Origin of the sequence: Cryobacterium sp. M96 (assembly GCF_002929845.1) — a bacterium.
GTDB classification, from domain to species: domain Bacteria; phylum Actinomycetota; class Actinomycetes; order Actinomycetales; family Microbacteriaceae; genus Cryobacterium; species Cryobacterium sandaracinum.
This window is the reverse complement of record NZ_PJJS01000032.1, coordinates 16,383-31,347: the sequence shown is the minus strand read 5'-3', so window position 1 is coordinate 31,347 and position 14,965 is coordinate 16,383. Positions and strand designations below refer to the sequence as shown.

Genomic DNA, 14,965 nt, shown 5'->3' with positions numbered 1-14,965 from the left:
ATCTCCGTCGAATTGGCTCGACGCCGGGCACGGCACCCCGCCTGTGATGAACAGCGATCACGCAGTGATCTCAGCCCCAGCCTTCCGGAAACGACACAACCATTCGATCGGGAATCGCCTAATCCTGCTGAAGGTTTGCCGGGATACTGGCGGTGTCGGCGCGGTCCGCCGGCAGTGGCCGCGCATGCGGGATCTTGCTGCCGAGCACCATTGCGACGACATCGCGGGCGATGCGCTGCGGGGTCAGCCCAACACGGTCGAGGATCTCGGCGCGGGTGCCGTGGTCGAGGAATTCGTCGGGCAGCCCCAGTTCGGTGACCGCCGTGTCCACGCCGGCTTCACGCAGATCTTGACGGACACGGGTGCCGACGCCGCCGACCCGGACGCCGTCCTCGATGGTCACGACGATGCGGTACTCCGCGGCCAGGGCCACGATGCTCCGCGGTACCGGGACGACCCAGCGCGGGTCGACGACGGTGGCTCCGATGCCCTGGGCTGCGAGCCGGTCCGCCACATCGAGACCGATCGTGGCCATCGGCCCGACGGTGACGATCAGCACGTCTTTCTGGGCTGATTCCAAGAGCACGTCTACGCCGTCGCCCAGGCGGCGCACGGCGTCGATTGGGGCGCTCACGCTGCCCTTGGGAAAGCGCAGCACAGTGGGCGCGTCGTCGACGGCCACGGCCTCTTCGAGCTCCTCTGCCAGGCGCACCGAGTCCCGAGGTGCCGCGAGGCGGATCCCGGGGACGACCTGAAGGATCGCCAGGTCCCAGATGCCGTGATGGCTGGGACCGTCGGGCCCGGTCACCCCGGCCCGGTCGAGCACGAATGTGACGCCGGCCTTGTGCAGGGCGACATCCATCAGGACTTGGTCGAACGCTCGGTTGATGAAGGTGGCGTAGAGCGCGACGACCGGGTGCAGGCCGCCGAAGGCGAGGCCGGCGGCACTGGTGACGGCGTGCTGCTCGGCGATGCCCACGTCGTGCACCCGGGCGGGGAATCTCTCGGCCATCTTGTGCAGGCCGGTGGGACGGAGCATGGCCGCGGTGATGCCCACGATCTTCGGATCGAGTGTGGCAAGGCGCAGCAGCTCGTCGGCGAACACCGACGTCCAGGAGGGTGCGCCGGCGGATTCGGTGGACTCCCCTGTTTCCGGGTCGATCTGGCCGACCGCATGGAACTGGTCGGCGGTGTCCTGAACGGCCGGGTCGTATCCCTTACCCTTCTGGGTGATCGCGTGCACGATCACCGGCGCGCCGTAGCCCTTGGCCTGATGGAGCGCCTCGACCATCGCCGCCATGTCGTGGCCGTCGATCGGACCGATGTACTTGATGTCGAGGTTGGAGTAGAGCGCCTCGTTGTTGGAGAACCGGGCGAGGAAGCCGTGCATGCCGCCGCGCACGCCGCGGAAGAACGCCCGGGCGGGCGCGCCCATCCGTTCGAAGGCCTGACGGCTGGTCAGATAGGCACTGTGGTACGCCTGTCGGGTGCGCACGGTGTTCAGGAAGCGGGCCATGCCGCCGATGGTGGGCGCGTAGGAGCGGCCGTTGTCATTCACGATGATGATCAGGCGACGGGTGTTGTCGTCGCTGATGTTGTTGAGGGCTTCCCAGGTCATGCCCCCGGTCAGGGAGCCGTCGCCGACGACCGCGATCACATGGCGGTCGCTCTGCCCGGTCATCTCGAAGGCTCGGGAGATGCCGTCAGCCCAGGACAACGAGCTGGAGGCGTGGGAACTCTCCACGATGTCGTGCTCGGACTCGCGCCGCTGCGGGTAGCCGGCCAGGCCGCCGGCCTGGCGGAGGAGGCTGAAGTCCTGGCGCCCGGTGAGCAGCTTGTGCACGTAGGCCTGATGTCCGGTATCGAAGACAATGGCGTCACGCGGGGATTCGAAGACCCGGTGCAAAGCGATGGTCAGCTCGACCACGCCGAGGTTGGGACCAAGGTGCCCGCCGGTCTTGGAGACTTCCCGAACGAGGAACGCCCGCACCTCGGCCGCGAGCTGGACGAGCTGTTCCATCGAGAGGCGATCCAGATCTCTCGGCCCGAAGATCGTGTCCAGTAGCGCCATCGATAACACCTTTCACGTTGCGCTATCCGCCACCAGAAAACCGGCGCATAGATTCGGTCAAGCCGAGTCTACGCGCCGGTTTCGGTAGCTGGCCTAAAGGCTCCTGCGTGCTAGGCGACCAGCGAACGCAGGACGTACTGCAGGATGCCGCCGTTGCGGTAGTAATCGGCCTCACCCGGGGTGTCGATGCGGACGACCGCGTCGAACTCGACTGTGGCCTTGCCGGCGGCAGACTGCGCACTCGGCGCCGCCGTGACGCGCACCGTCTTCGGGGTGACCCCGCTGTTCAGCTCGACGAGACCCTCGATTGTGACGACCTCCGTGCCGTCCAGTCCAAGTGACGCCCAGCTCTGACCGGCCGGGAACTGCAGAGGCACGACGCCCATCCCGATCAGGTTCGAACGGTGGATGCGTTCGAAGCTCTCCGTGATGACGGCCTTCACCCCGAGGAGGCTGGTGCCCTTCGCGGCCCAGTCGCGGGACGAACCCGAACCGTATTCCTTGCCACCGAAGATGACCAGCGGCGTGCCGGCGGCCTGGTAGTTCTGCGAAGCGTCATAGATGAACGCCTGCGGAGCCCCGTCAACGGTGAAGTCGCGGGTGTAGCCACCCTCGACTCCGTCCAGCAGCTGGTTGCGGAGACGGATGTTCGCGAATGTGCCGCGGATCATGATCTCGTGGTTGCCGCGGCGCGAGCCGTAGGAGTTGAAGTCGCCCCGTTCGACGCCGTGCTCCAGCAGGTAGGCGCCGGCCGGGCTATCGGCCTTGATCGAACCAGCAGGGCTGATGTGGTCGGTCGTGACCGAGTCGCCCAGTTTGGCCAGCACACGGGCACCGACAATGTCGACCACCGGGGTGGTCTCCATGGTCATGCCGTCGAAGTATGGGGGCTTCCGCACATACGTGGACTCAGGGTCCCACTCGAAGACCTCGCTGTCCGGTGTCGGCAGGCCGCGCCAGCGCTCGTCGCCCTCGAAGACATGGCCGTACTGCTTCGTGAACATGCCGGTGTCGATCGAGCCGTCGATCGTGGACTGCACCTCGGCGGAGTCGGGCCAGATGTCCTTGAGGAACACCTCGTTGCCGTCGCTGCCGATGCCGAGCGCATCCGTCTCGAAGTCGAAGTTCATCGAGCCTGCGAGGGCGTAAGCGATGACCAGCGGCGGGCTGGCCAAGTAGTTCATCTTGACGTCGGGGCTGATCCGACCCTCGAAGTTGCGGTTGCCTGAGAGCACCGCGGTGACGGCCAGGTCGTTGTCGTTGATCGCGGTCGTGACCTCGTCGATGAGCGGGCCGGTGTTGCCGATGCAGACCGTGCAGCCGTAGCCGACGGTGTAGAAGCCGAGGGCCTCGAGGTCGCCGGTGAGGCCGGCCTTCTCGTAGTAGTCGGTGACGACCTTCGAGCCCGGAGCCAGGGTGGTCTTGACCCACGGCTTGCTCGTGAGGCCCTTCCTGACGGCGTTTCGGGCGAGCAGGCCCGCGGCGAGCATGACACTCGGATTGGACGTGTTCGTGCACGAGGTGATGGCCGCGACAGCGACCGCTCCGTGGTCGAGCGTGTAGTTCGCGCCGTCTTGCGTGGTGATCGCGACGGGCCTGGACACGCTGATCGGAGCGTGGCTCACGTGGTTGTGTGAGGCCTTGTGGTCAAGGTTCTCGTCCTCGGCGGTGAAGCCGATCGGGTCTGAAGCAGGGAAAGAGGCCTCGACGGCCGCGTCCACAACAGTCCAGTCCTGCGTCGCGTAGCTCTGCAGGTCAAGTTCGAACTGCGACTTCGCCTCGGTGAGGATGACGCGGTCTTGCGGGCGCTTCGGGCCGGCAATCGACGGCACGACGGTGCCCAGGTCGAGCTCGAGGTACTCGCTGAAGACGGGCTCCTTGTCGGCATCGTGCCACAGGCCCTGCAGCTTCGAGTAGGCCTCGACGAGTGCAACCTGCTCGTCGCTGCGACCCGTCAGGCGCAGGTAGTCGAGGGTGACGTCGTCGATCGGGAACATCGCGGCCGTGGATCCGAACTCCGGGCTCATGTTGCCGATCGTGGCCCGGTTGGCCAGCGGAACCTGCGAGACACCCGCGCCGTAGAACTCGACGAACTTACCGACCACGCCGTGCTTGCGCAGAATCTGGGTGATGGTGAGCACGACATCCGTCGCGGTGACGCCGGTCGGGATGGAGCCGTTGAGCTTGAAGCCGACCACCTTGGGAATGAGCATCGAGATGGACTGGCCGAGCATGGCTGCCTCGGCTTCGATGCCGCCCACACCCCAGGCGAGCACGCCGAGGCCGTTGACCATGGTCGTGTGCGAGTCGGTTCCCACGCAGGTGTCGGGGTAGGCCTGAAGCACGTCGTTGCCCTCCGCGTCCGGCACGGTGCGGGTCATCGTGACGCGGGCCAGATACTCCAGGTTGACCTGGTGCACAATGCCGGTTCCGGGCGGCACGACCTTGAAATCGTTGAACGCGGTCTGGCCCCAGCGCAGGAACTGGTACCGCTCACCATTGCGCTCGTACTCGATCTCCACGTTGCGCTCGAGGGCGTCCGCGGTTCCGAACAGGTCGGCGATGACGGAGTGGTCGATGACCAGCTCGGCCGGAGCCAGCGGGTTGATCTTCTTCGGGTCGCCGCCGAGTTCGGCGACGGCCTCGCGCATGGTGGCGAGGTCGACGATGCACGGCACGCCGGTGAAGTCCTGCATAACGACGCGGCCAGGGGTGAACTGGATCTCGGTGTCGGGTTCCGCCGTTGGGACCCACTCACCCAGGGCGCGAATGTGGGCCTCGGTGATGTTGGCGCCGTCCTCGGTGCGAAGGAGGTTCTCCAGCAGCACTTTCAGGCTGAACGGAAGCCTCTCGTAGCCCGTTACCGCGTCGAGACGAAAGACCTCGTAGTCCGTCGACCCGACCCGCAGGGTGTCCTTGGCTCCAAAACTGTTTACGACCGCATTATTAAGCGCCGACACGATGCCCTCTCCTTCGTGGAAACCGACGGCGAAACCGTCCGCAATCCTCAATCCTGACGACCAGACGCCTGCCCCTGCCAGCAAGGGTAACCTAACCGGCGGATGCCACGTGCGGACGATGTCCAACGCCGAACTATCTTGACGTAGAGATAACTCTAGCGGTGCCACCGCGTTTCCCGCGCCTATTTCCGGCGGGTGTCGCGGAATCGCGGTGAATTTATTCGGGCCGGCGACCCGCTGCGTCGTCGGTCTCCCGGTCGTCGGCGCGGTAGACCGCCCGGACCACCAGCCACGAGATCACCAGGAGTGGCGCGTAGAGCGGAATCCCCATCAGGAGCTTGACGGCGCCGAGCCACTCCACGTTTCCGGAGTAGTAGAGGGGAAGCTGAACAGCCAGGCGCAGGGCGAACAAGCCCGCCCAGCAGAGCGTGAGAATGGTCAGCACCCGACGCCTGGACCGGTTCGACCGCCAGGCGATTCCCTCGCCCATCAGGAATCCGACAGCCAGCCCGATCAGCGGCCAGCCGACGACCGCCGAGATGAAGAGGGCTCCGCCGTACAGTCCATTGGTCCAGAATCCGGGCAAAAAGAAGTCTTCGGCGCGGCCAGTGAACAGAGCGAGCACGGCGCTGACGATCAGTGCCACCAGGCCGCCGACGGCAGGCGTCACCGTTTGGCGGCTAATCCGGCGCAGAACGATGAAAACGACGCCGATCAGCACCGGCACAACAAGGGACAGCACCAGCGACTGCTCGGGAAAAAACTGCCGGGTGAAGGTGTAGGTGATCAGGAAGACGAGTCCGGGCAGCAGGGCCTCGACCAGTCCACGGATGCCGCCCATCGCGGCCAGCAGGGCGCGCCCGCTGATCGGATCACCCTCGGCCGCCGGCGTGAAGCCGGCCCGCCGGGCCGCCGCCGCCATGCCGTCGGCGAACGCGGCCGGCACGGGCGAGTCAGGCGCGTTCTCTGATGCGTCGGGCTCGCGGGCCTCATCGGGGAGTGGTGCGTCCGTCATTCCGGCGTTCTTCAGGACTGGCCCGGCTCGGCCGCAGTGGCGGGAGTGGCCGGCATCCGCAGCGGAATGAGGTCACGCGGCGGCATCGGGGCGGATCCGCGCACCACGACGATGCTGCGGAACAGGTTTTCGATCTCGGTCGCGGCGTCGGTGTTGATGGCACCCTCGCCGGCAATCACGCCGCGCAGGAACCAGCGCGGGCCGTCGACTCCGATGAAGCGGGCCAGCCTGCTCGTTCCGTCGGATCCCTGACCCGCGGCCACGGGGATCTCGGCCACCAATTCGGGGCCGAACGGGCCTTCGCGCAGAGTCGTCGTTCCGCCCTGCTTGCCGATCTGATCGGCGATCTGGGCGCGGATTTCGTTCCACAGGCCACTTGAGCGGGGCGCGGCGAACGGCTGTACCTGGAGGGTGGAGCCGGCGTAGTCGAGCCCGATCGCCACGACCCGCTTGCTGCCCTCTTCGATCTCCAACCGTAGGTGAAGCCCCTCACGCGGGAGGATCTTGACCCCGCCGAGGTCCACGTAGGGCCGCACCGGGTTGGCTTCGGCTTCGTCGAGGGGACCCTCGGTCGCACGATCGCCCGGCGCCGACTTGGCCGTCTCGTCCGGGTTCTCCTCCGGGTTCGCGGTGTCGCTCACTGGTTGTCTCCTGACGTTGAGGTGCCCGTGCTGATGTTCCGGCTCAGGCCGGTGGACCCGAATCCGCCAACCCCGCGCTGGCTGCCGGGCAGCCGATCCACGGGAATAAACGTGGCCCGACTGACGGGCATGATGATGATCTGGGCGATGCGGTCGCCGATCGCGATCGCATGGGGCGTGGTCTGGTCGGTGTTAAGCAGCGTCACCTTGATCTCGCCACGATACCCGGCGTCGACGGTGCCCGGCGCGTTCACGATCGTGATGCCGTGCTTGGACGCGAGACCGCTGCGGGGCACGACGAATGCCGCGAAACCGTCGGGCAGGGCGATCGCCACGCCCGTGCCGACCAGTGCTCGTTCGCCGGGGGCCAAGACTAGAGCCTGGGAGGAATGAAGGTCCGCTCCCGCGTCACCCGGGTGCGCGTAGCTCGGGAGGATGGACGCGGTAATCAGGACTTCGACGCTTTCTGCCACGTGTCGAGGCTAGTGCAGAAGTCTGATCGAATAGACCCATGCCTGAATATCGCGAAAAACTCTGGGCCTCTCCCGCACCTTATGTGGCGACTGCGCTCATCATTCCTGCCAGCATCCTCGTGTTCGCACCGATTTCGATGCTGGCCGGGGTGCTGCTGGCCGCCGGTCTGTACGCCGCTTGCGTTCTGGCGCTGCTCTTGTCGGCACCGGTGGTGCAGGTGCGGGGCGGTGAGCTCACCGCCGGGCGCGCGAGCATATCGATCGATCTGGTCGGCGAGGTTTTGCCCTTCGACGGAGATGAGGCCGCCCTGGAACGTGGCCAACGGCTCGACGCCCGGGCCTGGCTGCTCATCCGCGGGTGGATTCGGCCCGTCGTGCGAATCCCGATCGTGGATGCGACGGATCCGGCGCCGTATTGGCTGGTGTCGACGCGGCGCCCACAGAAATTGGCCGCCGCGATCAATGGATCGCGACGGCCAGCATCACATGATTGAGCGCGTTTAGGAGTCGCACTCCAGGCATACCAGGCCGAGCTTGGTCTCGTGCGACATCTGCGAACGGTGCTTCACCAGGAAGCACTCCACGCAGGTGAACTCGTCCGCCTGCGGAGGCAGAACGACGACATCGAGGTCGAGGTCGGACAGATCAGCGCCGGGAAGGTCGAAACCACCGGGGTTGTCCGAGTCGTCGACATCTACGACACCGGACATCTTGTCGGGTACGCGCTCCTTGAGGGCCTCAATCGACTCTGAGTCGTCTTCGGTCTTCCGTGGTGCGTCGTAATCGGTTGCCATACCCATCCATTCAGTTACGCCGAGAAAGGATTTCGGCGGCCATAGTTTCCAACAATCCGGGCGGAATAGCAAACTACACGCCGCGTCATTTGCTCGGCACAGTCATCAACTTGCGGCACGCCCGGCGTATTCCCCGAAGATTCACTCTTTACATGGCAGTCTTAGGCGCACAAGTGATGGCGAAAGGGCTTTCAACATGCAGGAATTGAAAGTTATTGGAGTCGAGAGCGGTGCGTTGCTCGCAGCGTCTGAAGAGGGAGACCGATTCAGGATCCCCATCGACGAAGTTCTCCAGTCCCGGCTTCGCCAGGCCCAGGTGGAACCAGCGTCGGGGCCGAAGCTGAGTCCCCGGGAAGTGCAGGCGCACATCCGTGCCGGCATGTCCGCCGAGGACGTCGCCGCGGTCACGGGTGCGTCCCTCGATTTTGTGCGCCGCTTCGAGGGCCCGGTCGTCGCCGAACGCGACTACATGGTCTCCTGCGCGCTGAGCGTGCCGGTGCACACCGCCATCGACCTCGACCCGATCGAGGGCGGCGCCACCTTCGGCACCGTCATCCGTGAGCGTCTGGCCTCGCTCGGCGCCACGAACGAGCGCTGGGCCAGCTGGAAGGAACCCGGCGCCGGCTGGATCGTCAAACTGGCCTTCACCGCCGATGACATCGACCACGACGCCCGGTGGGGCTTCGAACCCAAGAAGAACTCGCTCTCTCCGGTCGGCAGTGAAGCCATCGCCTTGTCGCAGCAGGGTGAACTGAAGGGTGCCCTGATCCCGCGGCTGCGGGCCGTCGGCGCCGAGACCAGCCTCGCCGATGTGTCCCGCTTCGACAGCGGCGCCTTCACCTTCAAGGAATCACTGTCCGAGGAGACGTTGCACGATACGGCGCCGATTCTGGACCCGGTGCCGTATTCCCGGTCGGCCGGCACGACGGATGCCGTGTCCCGTGCAGCCATCAAGCGCGCCGACGAACCGCCGCAGAGCCTGAGCGAGACGGCCGACCTGCTGGCGTCACTGCGCCGCCGCCGCGGGGAGCGCGAAGCCGCCGCTTTCGAAAGCAACCAGGTCGAGAGCCACTCCAGCCACAGCAACCCCGCCAGCACCAGCCCGGCCCCGGGCATCCGTCTGGTGAACCAGCCGGTCGAGGCCGCCGCGGAACCCCACGCCGCTCCCTCGGCTCTCGCCGCCCCGCCGACCGAGGCCCCCCGCAACGCCTGGTCTGCCCAGGCCGCCGGGGGTCAATCACCGGCCGCGACTCCGCGAGCGTCGGGTCATGGCAAGCGCGGGCGGGCCTCGATGCCCAGCTGGGACGAAATCGTGTTCGGTGCCCGCACCGACGACGACCTGCCCTAGCACGCAGGGTTTCAATGGCGCCGGCACCGGCACCGGTCCGACGAGCCTGTGCATACGACTCGCCCACGCATTCGACTACCCTAGGCAAGTGAGAATCAACACCCGGCTGCGATCCACAAGCCGGATTCCTCTGCTCCAGGCAGTGAAGACATCCGTGGCCGTCGCCCTCGGCTGGATCCTGTCGCAACTGCTACTGGACACGGAGCAGCTGCCCGTCTTCGCCGCGATCGCCGCCCTGCTGGTGGTGCAGCCGAACATCAACCAGACCCTCGGTCGCGCGGTCGAACGCAGCCTGGGTGTTATCGGCGGGGTCATCATCGCCTATGGCGTCGGTGTCGCATTCGGCCAGTCCAGCTGGGTCGTTCTCCTGGCCATCGTGTTCTGCATCATGCTGGCGTGGGCGCTTCGGCTGGCCCCCAGCTCGGCGAGCCAAATTCCGATCAGCGCCATGCTCCTACTCACAATCGGCACGGCGACGGCTGAGTACGCGCGGGACCGCATCGTCGAAACCATCATCGGGGCGGCGGCCGCACTCCTCGTCAACGCCCTGATCGTGCCGCCAGTGCTTCTTCGTCCGGCGCACGCGGCTGTGATCCGACTTGCGTACGAGATCGCGGACACCCTCGACCGGATCGTCGACGCCCTGCGGTTTCCGCAGAAGGCCAGCCAGATCGAAGAGATGATGATTAAGGTGCGTCTGCTGCGCCCCATGCTCGCCAAGGCGGATCAGGCGCTCAAGCAGGCCGAGGAGAGCCTCACGCTCAACCCGCGGCACGCGGTGAACCGGCGTCTCCTCGACATCGACGAGGAGCTCTTCGCCCGGCTGACCTCGCTCGTCGCACGCGCGATCGGCATGACCCGGTCCCTGCGCGACCACTACGACCATTCCCTGCACCTCGAGCCCACGGTGCTCGCGATCACTGTCGAGCTGAGCCGTGCCGCCCATGACCTGAGGCTCCTCGCCGAACAGGTGGACCACCCCGGCGTCCAGCAGGTCAGCCTGCCGCAGGAACCACCCACCCTGACCGCCCCCCTGATCATTGCGACGCCTCATCCGCGGCACTGGATCCTGATCGGATCCCTGATGGAGGACCTACGACGGGTGCGTGAGGAGATCAAGGGCGAATAGCCGATGATGTCCGAGGTGCACAATATGCCCGTCGGATCGAAAGGGAGCGCCCGCGTATCTGGCCCCGAACGCCTGCGCTCGGCCCGAGCAGCGTGGTCTCTCATTCACGACCAATACCCCGGGGTGTAGAGGATCGGAGCGGCCGCGTCGGTACCCTGACCAAAGGTCGACACGAGAGGGACCTCACTCTCGTGGGGTCCCTCTCGTGTTTGTTGTCCACCCTGCGCAGACCTCTGCGCGGGGACGACTACGCCTGGTTGAGCGCGGCCTGAAGTTCGATGGTGATGATTACCTTTTCGCCGAGCAGCATTCCGCCGGTCTCAAGGGCCGCGTTATAGGTGAGGCCGAAGTCGGCGCGGGTGACCTCGGTCTTCGCCGTGGCGCCGGCCTTGTAGTTGCCGTACGGGTCGGTGCCGAAGCCGCCGAACTCGAAGTCGAAGGTTACGGGCTTGGTGACGCCCTTGATGGTGAGGTTGCCGTCGACGAGGAAGTCGTCCTCGACCTGACGCACGCCGGTAGAGACGAAGCTGATGGTCGGATAGGTCTCGGCGTCGAAGAAATCGCCGGTGCGCAGGTGGCCGTCGCGGTCCGCCTGGTTGGTGTCGATCGTCACGACCTGGGCCGTGGCCGTGACGGAGGAGTCGAGCGGGTTCTCGCCGGTAACGAAGGTCGCGTCGAACTTCTCGAACGTGCCCTTGACCTTGCTGATCATGAGGTGGCGGATGCTGAAACCGACCTCACTGTGGGTCGGGTCGATGGTCCAGGTTCCGGCCTTGTAGCCGGGTATGCTCGCTGCGGTGGTCTGAGTCATGGGTTCTCCTCAATTCGCGGAACGGTGGATTCTCGTCCTCACATTCATGCAAGCGCATAGGAAAGTGAAATATTCCGAATCGGGGAGAGTTCTTTTCGACAGTGGTCCGGCCACTCCTGCCGGAATCCCTTGACTGCCTCCGGGGCCGAGGGTACCGTCGGTCGCTCAGGGGCTGGTGCATGGGTGGAACGGAGGGCTGAAATGCGCTCACGGTTTTTGCTCCCCCTGGGTCTGCTGATCGCCCTGCTCGCCGGATGCGCGTCCCCGGCCCCTTCGTCGCCCTCCTCTGCTTCGGCAACGGCAACCGAGAGCGTGGTAATGCGCCCCATCACCGAGGGCGGTCTGCCTGCCGCGGGCTTCACCGTCACCGAGGAGACGACCGTCACGCTCGACTGTGGCAGCGCGTCGTTCGATGATCGGCCGTCCGCAGTCGCCGTCGACGACAACATCCACGCCTGCACACCGTCGAGCGCGTTCGCCGTAGCGTGCTGGCAGGATGCGGCGCCCGGCTTTGTGGCCTGCTACCGCGACCCGTGGACCACGGCGGTGGTGCGCCTGCCGAGCACCGGGAGCCTGCCGGCGGCCACCGCGCCCGAGCAGGCGCGACCGCTCGGGCTGTTGCTCAGCGACGGGGACCGCTGCCTGATTCGCAGCGGTGGCGTTTGGAACGACCTGACCGAGCACCCCGCCTGGTACGGCACCTACTCGTGCACGGAAGATGGGGCGGTCTGGGCGGAGAGCGCAGACGGCATCGATCGGTCAGGCCCCCGATGGACGGTGCGCGTCGCGCCCATTTCGGGGGGAGATCCGCTCACCACCCGCGAAGTCGTCACGGCGTACTTCGTCGGCACGGCAGAGGGCTAGCGGACTGAGAGCTGACCGGGCGCCCGACGGACTGGGTCATGACTTTGGTGACACCCAGCTGAGGACACTCCGGTGCCTCCGACGAAGACGAGAATGCGTGATTAGAGTGTGCCGGCATCCATGAGGTCCTACTCGGTGCGGTTCGCTGCACAATCTGGATTTGGGGTTCACTCCTGGGATGCGCTGAGGGCGGCCCGGCCGCGCAGCACCAGGAGCTTGTAGGCAGCATCATCGATCTGCTCCAGCGTGAGCCGCCCGGTATCGACCGCTTAGACGATTCTGCCGATCAGAACTGTGACATCGGTGCCGTACCGCGCGGGATTCGCCGGCAGAACGGAGAGCAGCATGGTGTTGCCCGCTGCCAGGGCGGCGATCCCGTTCTCGGCCGGGTCGGCGTACTCCGGCAGGCCGAAGTCCTGGAGCATCAGCAGATCGTCGGTAATCGTGACGCCGTCGAAACCGAGTTCGGTGCGGAGGATCTCGTGCCAGGCCGGCGACAGGCTCGCCGGACGCGGATCGACGCTCGGGTAGGCCAGGTGGCCGAACATGATCAGCGCCGCGCCAGCCTCGATTCCGGACTGAAACGAAGGCGCCTCACGGGTCAGCCAGTCCTGATAGCCAAGTGGAGTCGACGGGATGCTTCGGTGCGAGTCCCCCGGCGCCGCCCCGTGACCGGGGAAGTGCTTGAGCGTGCTCAGAACCCGCGCACGCTCACCGTTGACCGCCGCAGCCACCCGGGCGGATGCCGACGCCGGGTCGGTGCCGAGCACCCGGCCGGCCAGGAACGAGCTCGGGTCGGCCGTGACGTCGGCGACGATGCCGAAGTTGACACTCACGCCGACGGACTGGAGCAGGGTCGACCGACTGCGGAAGGCATCCTCTGTGGCCGGTGCGGGGAGCGTCTGCAGCTGGGCAGCCCCGGGCGCCAGGTCGGCGGGCAGCGGGGAGACCTCGCCGCCCGCCTGATCGATGCCGATGAGCAGCGGGAGTTCCGGGTCGGGACTGAGGGCATCCGTCATTGCCCGCATTTCTTCCGGGGAGACCGGCACGTTGTCATCCATCAGGATGAGTCCACCGAGGCCGTTCGCCCCGGCGAAGGTGCGCAGCTCGGCCGCATCTGTTCCCGGCTGGTGCAGCATCAGTAGGCTGGCGACCTTCTCGGTCAGGGACATGGCGGCCAGGCGGCGAGTGGCGTCTTCGGCAACGGGGCCGGCCGACCAGCCGGGCCCGAGCGGGGCGGCAGTGCCGCTTTTCGCGTCTGTTCCGCGCGCCGCGGTGCAGCCGGAGGGGGTGAGGGCCAGCAGGGCCATGGCGGCGAGCGCCGCCAGGCGGCGGGCTGGGGCCGGGTGTCGTCGGCCGGAGATCACCGATCCAGGCTAACCTGCCGGCAGCTACCGCGGCGAAGCGCCCATCCGCTTCACCGCTGGCGGCGTTACAATCGGTCTTCGAGCGGGGAGGCGCGCATGCAGATGAGGGACATGGCCGGCGAGGCCGTGCTGATCGCCGCCGGCGGGCGGTCCATCCTCCTGCAGATCGCCGACCCGGCGATCGGCCACGGAATTGCGCACCACAGCGACTTCGCCTCCCGACCGCTCGATCGGCTGCGCGGCACCCTGACCTACGTGTACGCGGTCATGTTCGGAACGCCGGAGGAGGCTGCCCGGGCACGACGCCGGGTCGACCACGCCCACGCCTCGGTGTCGGGCTTGGCCACCGAGGCTCGTCCGGCTTACACCGCCTTCACCCCAGAACTGCAGCTCTGGGTGGCGGCGACCCTGTATGACTCCGCCATGACCATGCGGGAGCTGGTCTACGGCCCGCTCGACGGAGCCACGGCGGACGCGCTCTACCGGGAGTACGCCGTGCTGGGCACGGCGTTGCAGATGCCCGCGGAGCTGTGGCCGCCCAACCGGGCCGCCTTCGCCGCCTACTGGGACCGACGCGTCGGCGAGTTGCAGACGGATGCCGCCACGCGCGCCGTGGCACGCCAGCTACTGCATCCCCGCACCGGGCCGCTCTGGCTGCGGCTGATGATGCCACTGGGCCGGTTCGTGACCGTCGGACTGCTCCCCTGCTCGGTGCGGGAACTGTTCGACCTGCCCTGGACCGTGGGGGCGCAGCGCCGCTTCGACCGGCTGATCCGGCTGACCATACGTGTCTATCCCCGGCTTCCGCGCCGGCTGCGCCATTGGCCCAAGAACCACTACCTGCGCGCGATGCGGTAGTCGCCTGAGCTCGCGGTAGTCTGAGGGTTTCCCCAGCCTGAGGATTCCAATGACGCAGCACTCGGCCCCCGCCGCCCCGGGCACGCCCGACGGTCTCGACGCGATCGACCGGCAGATCGTGGCCGAACTCAGTCGCGACGGCCGCCTGTCGATGCGCCAGCTGGCCGTGCTCGTGCACATTTCCCGCACCACCGCGCACACCCGGATGCAGAATCTCGTGCGTCACGGTGTGGTCACTGGATTCGGAGCACAGATCGACCGCCGGGCGCTCGGGCTCAGGGTCTCCGCCCTCGTGATCGTCAAGATCGGCGATGTCTCCTGGGCCGAGATGGCCCGGCGCCTGAGTGAACTGCCCTTCGTCGAAAAAGCTCAGGCCGTGAGCGGCGACATCGACATCATCCTCACCGTCAGCGCTCCGGACCACGAGCAGCTGAGCCAAGCCATCCTGCGCGATATCCACAGCATGCCCGGCGTGATCTCCACCCGGTCCCACCTCATCCTCGAGGAAATCACCGGCCTGCCCCCGGCCCGCGCTGCGGACAGCTGGCGCTGAACGGTCGTTTTCCGCGGACGAATGGCCCGGCGCGACGCCGCTTCGGACCAATCGTTCGTATCCGTCGCCGGGGCACCGTCG

Annotated in this window: 14 protein-coding genes; 6 read left to right on the top strand and 8 right to left on the bottom strand. The window is 66.7% G+C overall.

The annotated features are described in order from the left end of the window. Window positions 1–118: 118 nt before the first annotated feature. The 5 genes from dxs to dut all read right to left on the bottom strand — a co-directional run bounded on the left by dxs (window position 119) and on the right by dut (window position 7,160). Window positions 119–2,071, bottom strand: a complete 1,953-nt coding sequence (gene dxs / locus CXY79_RS02650) for a 1-deoxy-D-xylulose-5-phosphate synthase (RefSeq protein WP_104099611.1) — start codon at window positions 2,069–2,071, stop codon at window positions 119–121. 110 nt (window positions 2,072–2,181) lie between these two features. After that, entirely contained in the window at window positions 2,182–5,031 is a 2,850-nt protein-coding gene (gene acnA, locus CXY79_RS02645) for an aconitate hydratase AcnA (RefSeq protein ID WP_104099628.1), read from the bottom strand. A 217-nt stretch (window positions 5,032–5,248) separates the two neighbouring features. Further along, window positions 5,249–6,046: a DUF3159 domain-containing protein gene (locus CXY79_RS02640; RefSeq protein WP_104099610.1), complete on the bottom strand. Its 798-nt coding sequence runs from the start codon at window positions 6,044–6,046 to the stop codon at window positions 5,249–5,251. 11 nt (window positions 6,047–6,057) lie between these two features. Further along, window positions 6,058–6,687 carry a DUF3710 domain-containing protein gene (locus CXY79_RS02635; RefSeq protein ID WP_104099609.1) on the bottom strand — a complete coding sequence of 210 codons (630 nt, stop codon included), beginning with the start codon at window positions 6,685–6,687 and terminating at the stop codon, window positions 6,058–6,060. Further along, window positions 6,684–7,160: a dUTP diphosphatase gene (gene dut / locus CXY79_RS02630; RefSeq protein ID WP_104099608.1), complete on the bottom strand. Its 477-nt coding sequence runs from the start codon at window positions 7,158–7,160 to the stop codon at window positions 6,684–6,686. Before dut ends, CXY79_RS02635 begins: the two co-directional genes overlap by 4 nt. A gap of 38 nt (window positions 7,161–7,198) precedes the next feature. Between dut and CXY79_RS02625 the strand changes: the two genes are divergently transcribed. Then, window positions 7,199–7,654 carry a DUF3093 domain-containing protein gene (locus CXY79_RS02625; protein ID WP_104099607.1) on the top strand — a complete coding sequence of 152 codons (456 nt, stop codon included), beginning with the start codon at window positions 7,199–7,201 and terminating at the stop codon, window positions 7,652–7,654. Between the two features lie 6 nt (window positions 7,655–7,660). Here the strand turns inward: CXY79_RS02625 and CXY79_RS02620 are convergent, their stop codons facing one another. Continuing rightward, the gene (locus CXY79_RS02620; protein ID WP_104099606.1) at window positions 7,661–7,954 is read right to left on the bottom strand and encodes a DUF4193 domain-containing protein; all 294 of its coding nucleotides are present in this window, start codon (window positions 7,952–7,954) and stop codon (window positions 7,661–7,663) included. A 196-nt stretch (window positions 7,955–8,150) separates the two neighbouring features. On the opposite strand from CXY79_RS02620, the gene sepH reads away from it, so the two are divergent. Both sepH and CXY79_RS02610 read left to right on the top strand, forming a co-directional pair. Next, window positions 8,151–9,302 carry a septation protein SepH gene (gene sepH, locus CXY79_RS02615; protein WP_104099605.1) on the top strand — a complete coding sequence of 384 codons (1,152 nt, stop codon included), beginning with the start codon at window positions 8,151–8,153 and terminating at the stop codon, window positions 9,300–9,302. Between the two features lie 88 nt (window positions 9,303–9,390). Next, window positions 9,391–10,431: an aromatic acid exporter family protein gene (locus CXY79_RS02610; RefSeq protein WP_199186711.1), complete on the top strand. Its 1,041-nt coding sequence runs from the start codon at window positions 9,391–9,393 to the stop codon at window positions 10,429–10,431. A gap of 247 nt (window positions 10,432–10,678) precedes the next feature. Here the strand turns inward: CXY79_RS02610 and CXY79_RS02605 are convergent, their stop codons facing one another. Then, a complete protein-coding gene (locus CXY79_RS02605) occupies window positions 10,679–11,242 on the bottom strand; it encodes a YceI family protein (RefSeq protein ID WP_104099603.1) in 564 nt (187 codons plus the stop codon). 201 nt (window positions 11,243–11,443) lie between these two features. On the opposite strand from CXY79_RS02605, the gene CXY79_RS02600 reads away from it, so the two are divergent. Further along, complete coding sequence (locus CXY79_RS02600) at window positions 11,444–12,106, top strand: hypothetical protein (RefSeq protein ID WP_134342492.1); 663 nt, start codon at window positions 11,444–11,446, stop codon at window positions 12,104–12,106. Window positions 12,107–12,375: 269 nt separating this feature from the next. On the opposite strand, the gene CXY79_RS02595 is transcribed toward CXY79_RS02600, so the two are convergent. Continuing rightward, window positions 12,376–13,473 (bottom strand): glycoside hydrolase family 3 N-terminal domain-containing protein, encoded by a 1,098-nt coding sequence (locus CXY79_RS02595; RefSeq protein WP_104099601.1) that lies wholly within the window; start codon window positions 13,471–13,473, stop codon window positions 12,376–12,378. Window positions 13,474–13,569: 96 nt separating this feature from the next. Here CXY79_RS02595 and CXY79_RS02590 point away from each other — a divergent pair, with 96 nt between their 5' ends. Both CXY79_RS02590 and CXY79_RS02585 read left to right on the top strand, forming a co-directional pair. Then, window positions 13,570–14,331, top strand: a complete 762-nt coding sequence (locus CXY79_RS02590) for an oxygenase MpaB family protein (RefSeq protein WP_233191175.1) — start codon at window positions 13,570–13,572, stop codon at window positions 14,329–14,331. Window positions 14,332–14,380: 49 nt separating this feature from the next. Beyond that, on the top strand, window positions 14,381–14,884 hold the full coding sequence (locus tag CXY79_RS02585) for an Lrp/AsnC family transcriptional regulator (RefSeq protein WP_104099599.1): 504 nt from the start codon (window positions 14,381–14,383) through the stop codon (window positions 14,882–14,884). Window positions 14,885–14,965: the final 81 nt, after the last annotated feature.

Excerpts from the sequence above, each read along its gene's own strand:
- CXY79_RS02605 (WP_104099603.1), bottom strand. The coding sequence starts at position 11,242 with ATGACTCAGACCACCGCAGCGAGCATACCCGGCTACAAGGCCGGAACC.
- dxs (WP_104099611.1), bottom strand. The coding sequence starts at position 2,071 with ATGGCGCTACTGGACACGATCTTCGGGCCGAGAGATCTGGATCGCCTC.
- CXY79_RS02585 (WP_104099599.1), top strand. The coding sequence starts at position 14,381 with ATGACGCAGCACTCGGCCCCCGCCGCCCCGGGCACGCCCGACGGTCTC.
- CXY79_RS02590 (WP_233191175.1), top strand. The coding sequence starts at position 13,570 with ATGCAGATGAGGGACATGGCCGGCGAGGCCGTGCTGATCGCCGCCGGC.
- CXY79_RS02620 (WP_104099606.1), bottom strand. The coding sequence starts at position 7,954 with ATGGCAACCGATTACGACGCACCACGGAAGACCGAAGACGACTCAGAG.
- CXY79_RS02640 (WP_104099610.1), bottom strand. The coding sequence starts at position 6,046 with ATGACGGACGCACCACTCCCCGATGAGGCCCGCGAGCCCGACGCATCA.
- CXY79_RS02600 (WP_134342492.1), top strand. The coding sequence starts at position 11,444 with ATGCGCTCACGGTTTTTGCTCCCCCTGGGTCTGCTGATCGCCCTGCTC.
- sepH (WP_104099605.1), top strand. The coding sequence starts at position 8,151 with ATGCAGGAATTGAAAGTTATTGGAGTCGAGAGCGGTGCGTTGCTCGCA.
- CXY79_RS02625 (WP_104099607.1), top strand. The coding sequence starts at position 7,199 with ATGCCTGAATATCGCGAAAAACTCTGGGCCTCTCCCGCACCTTATGTG.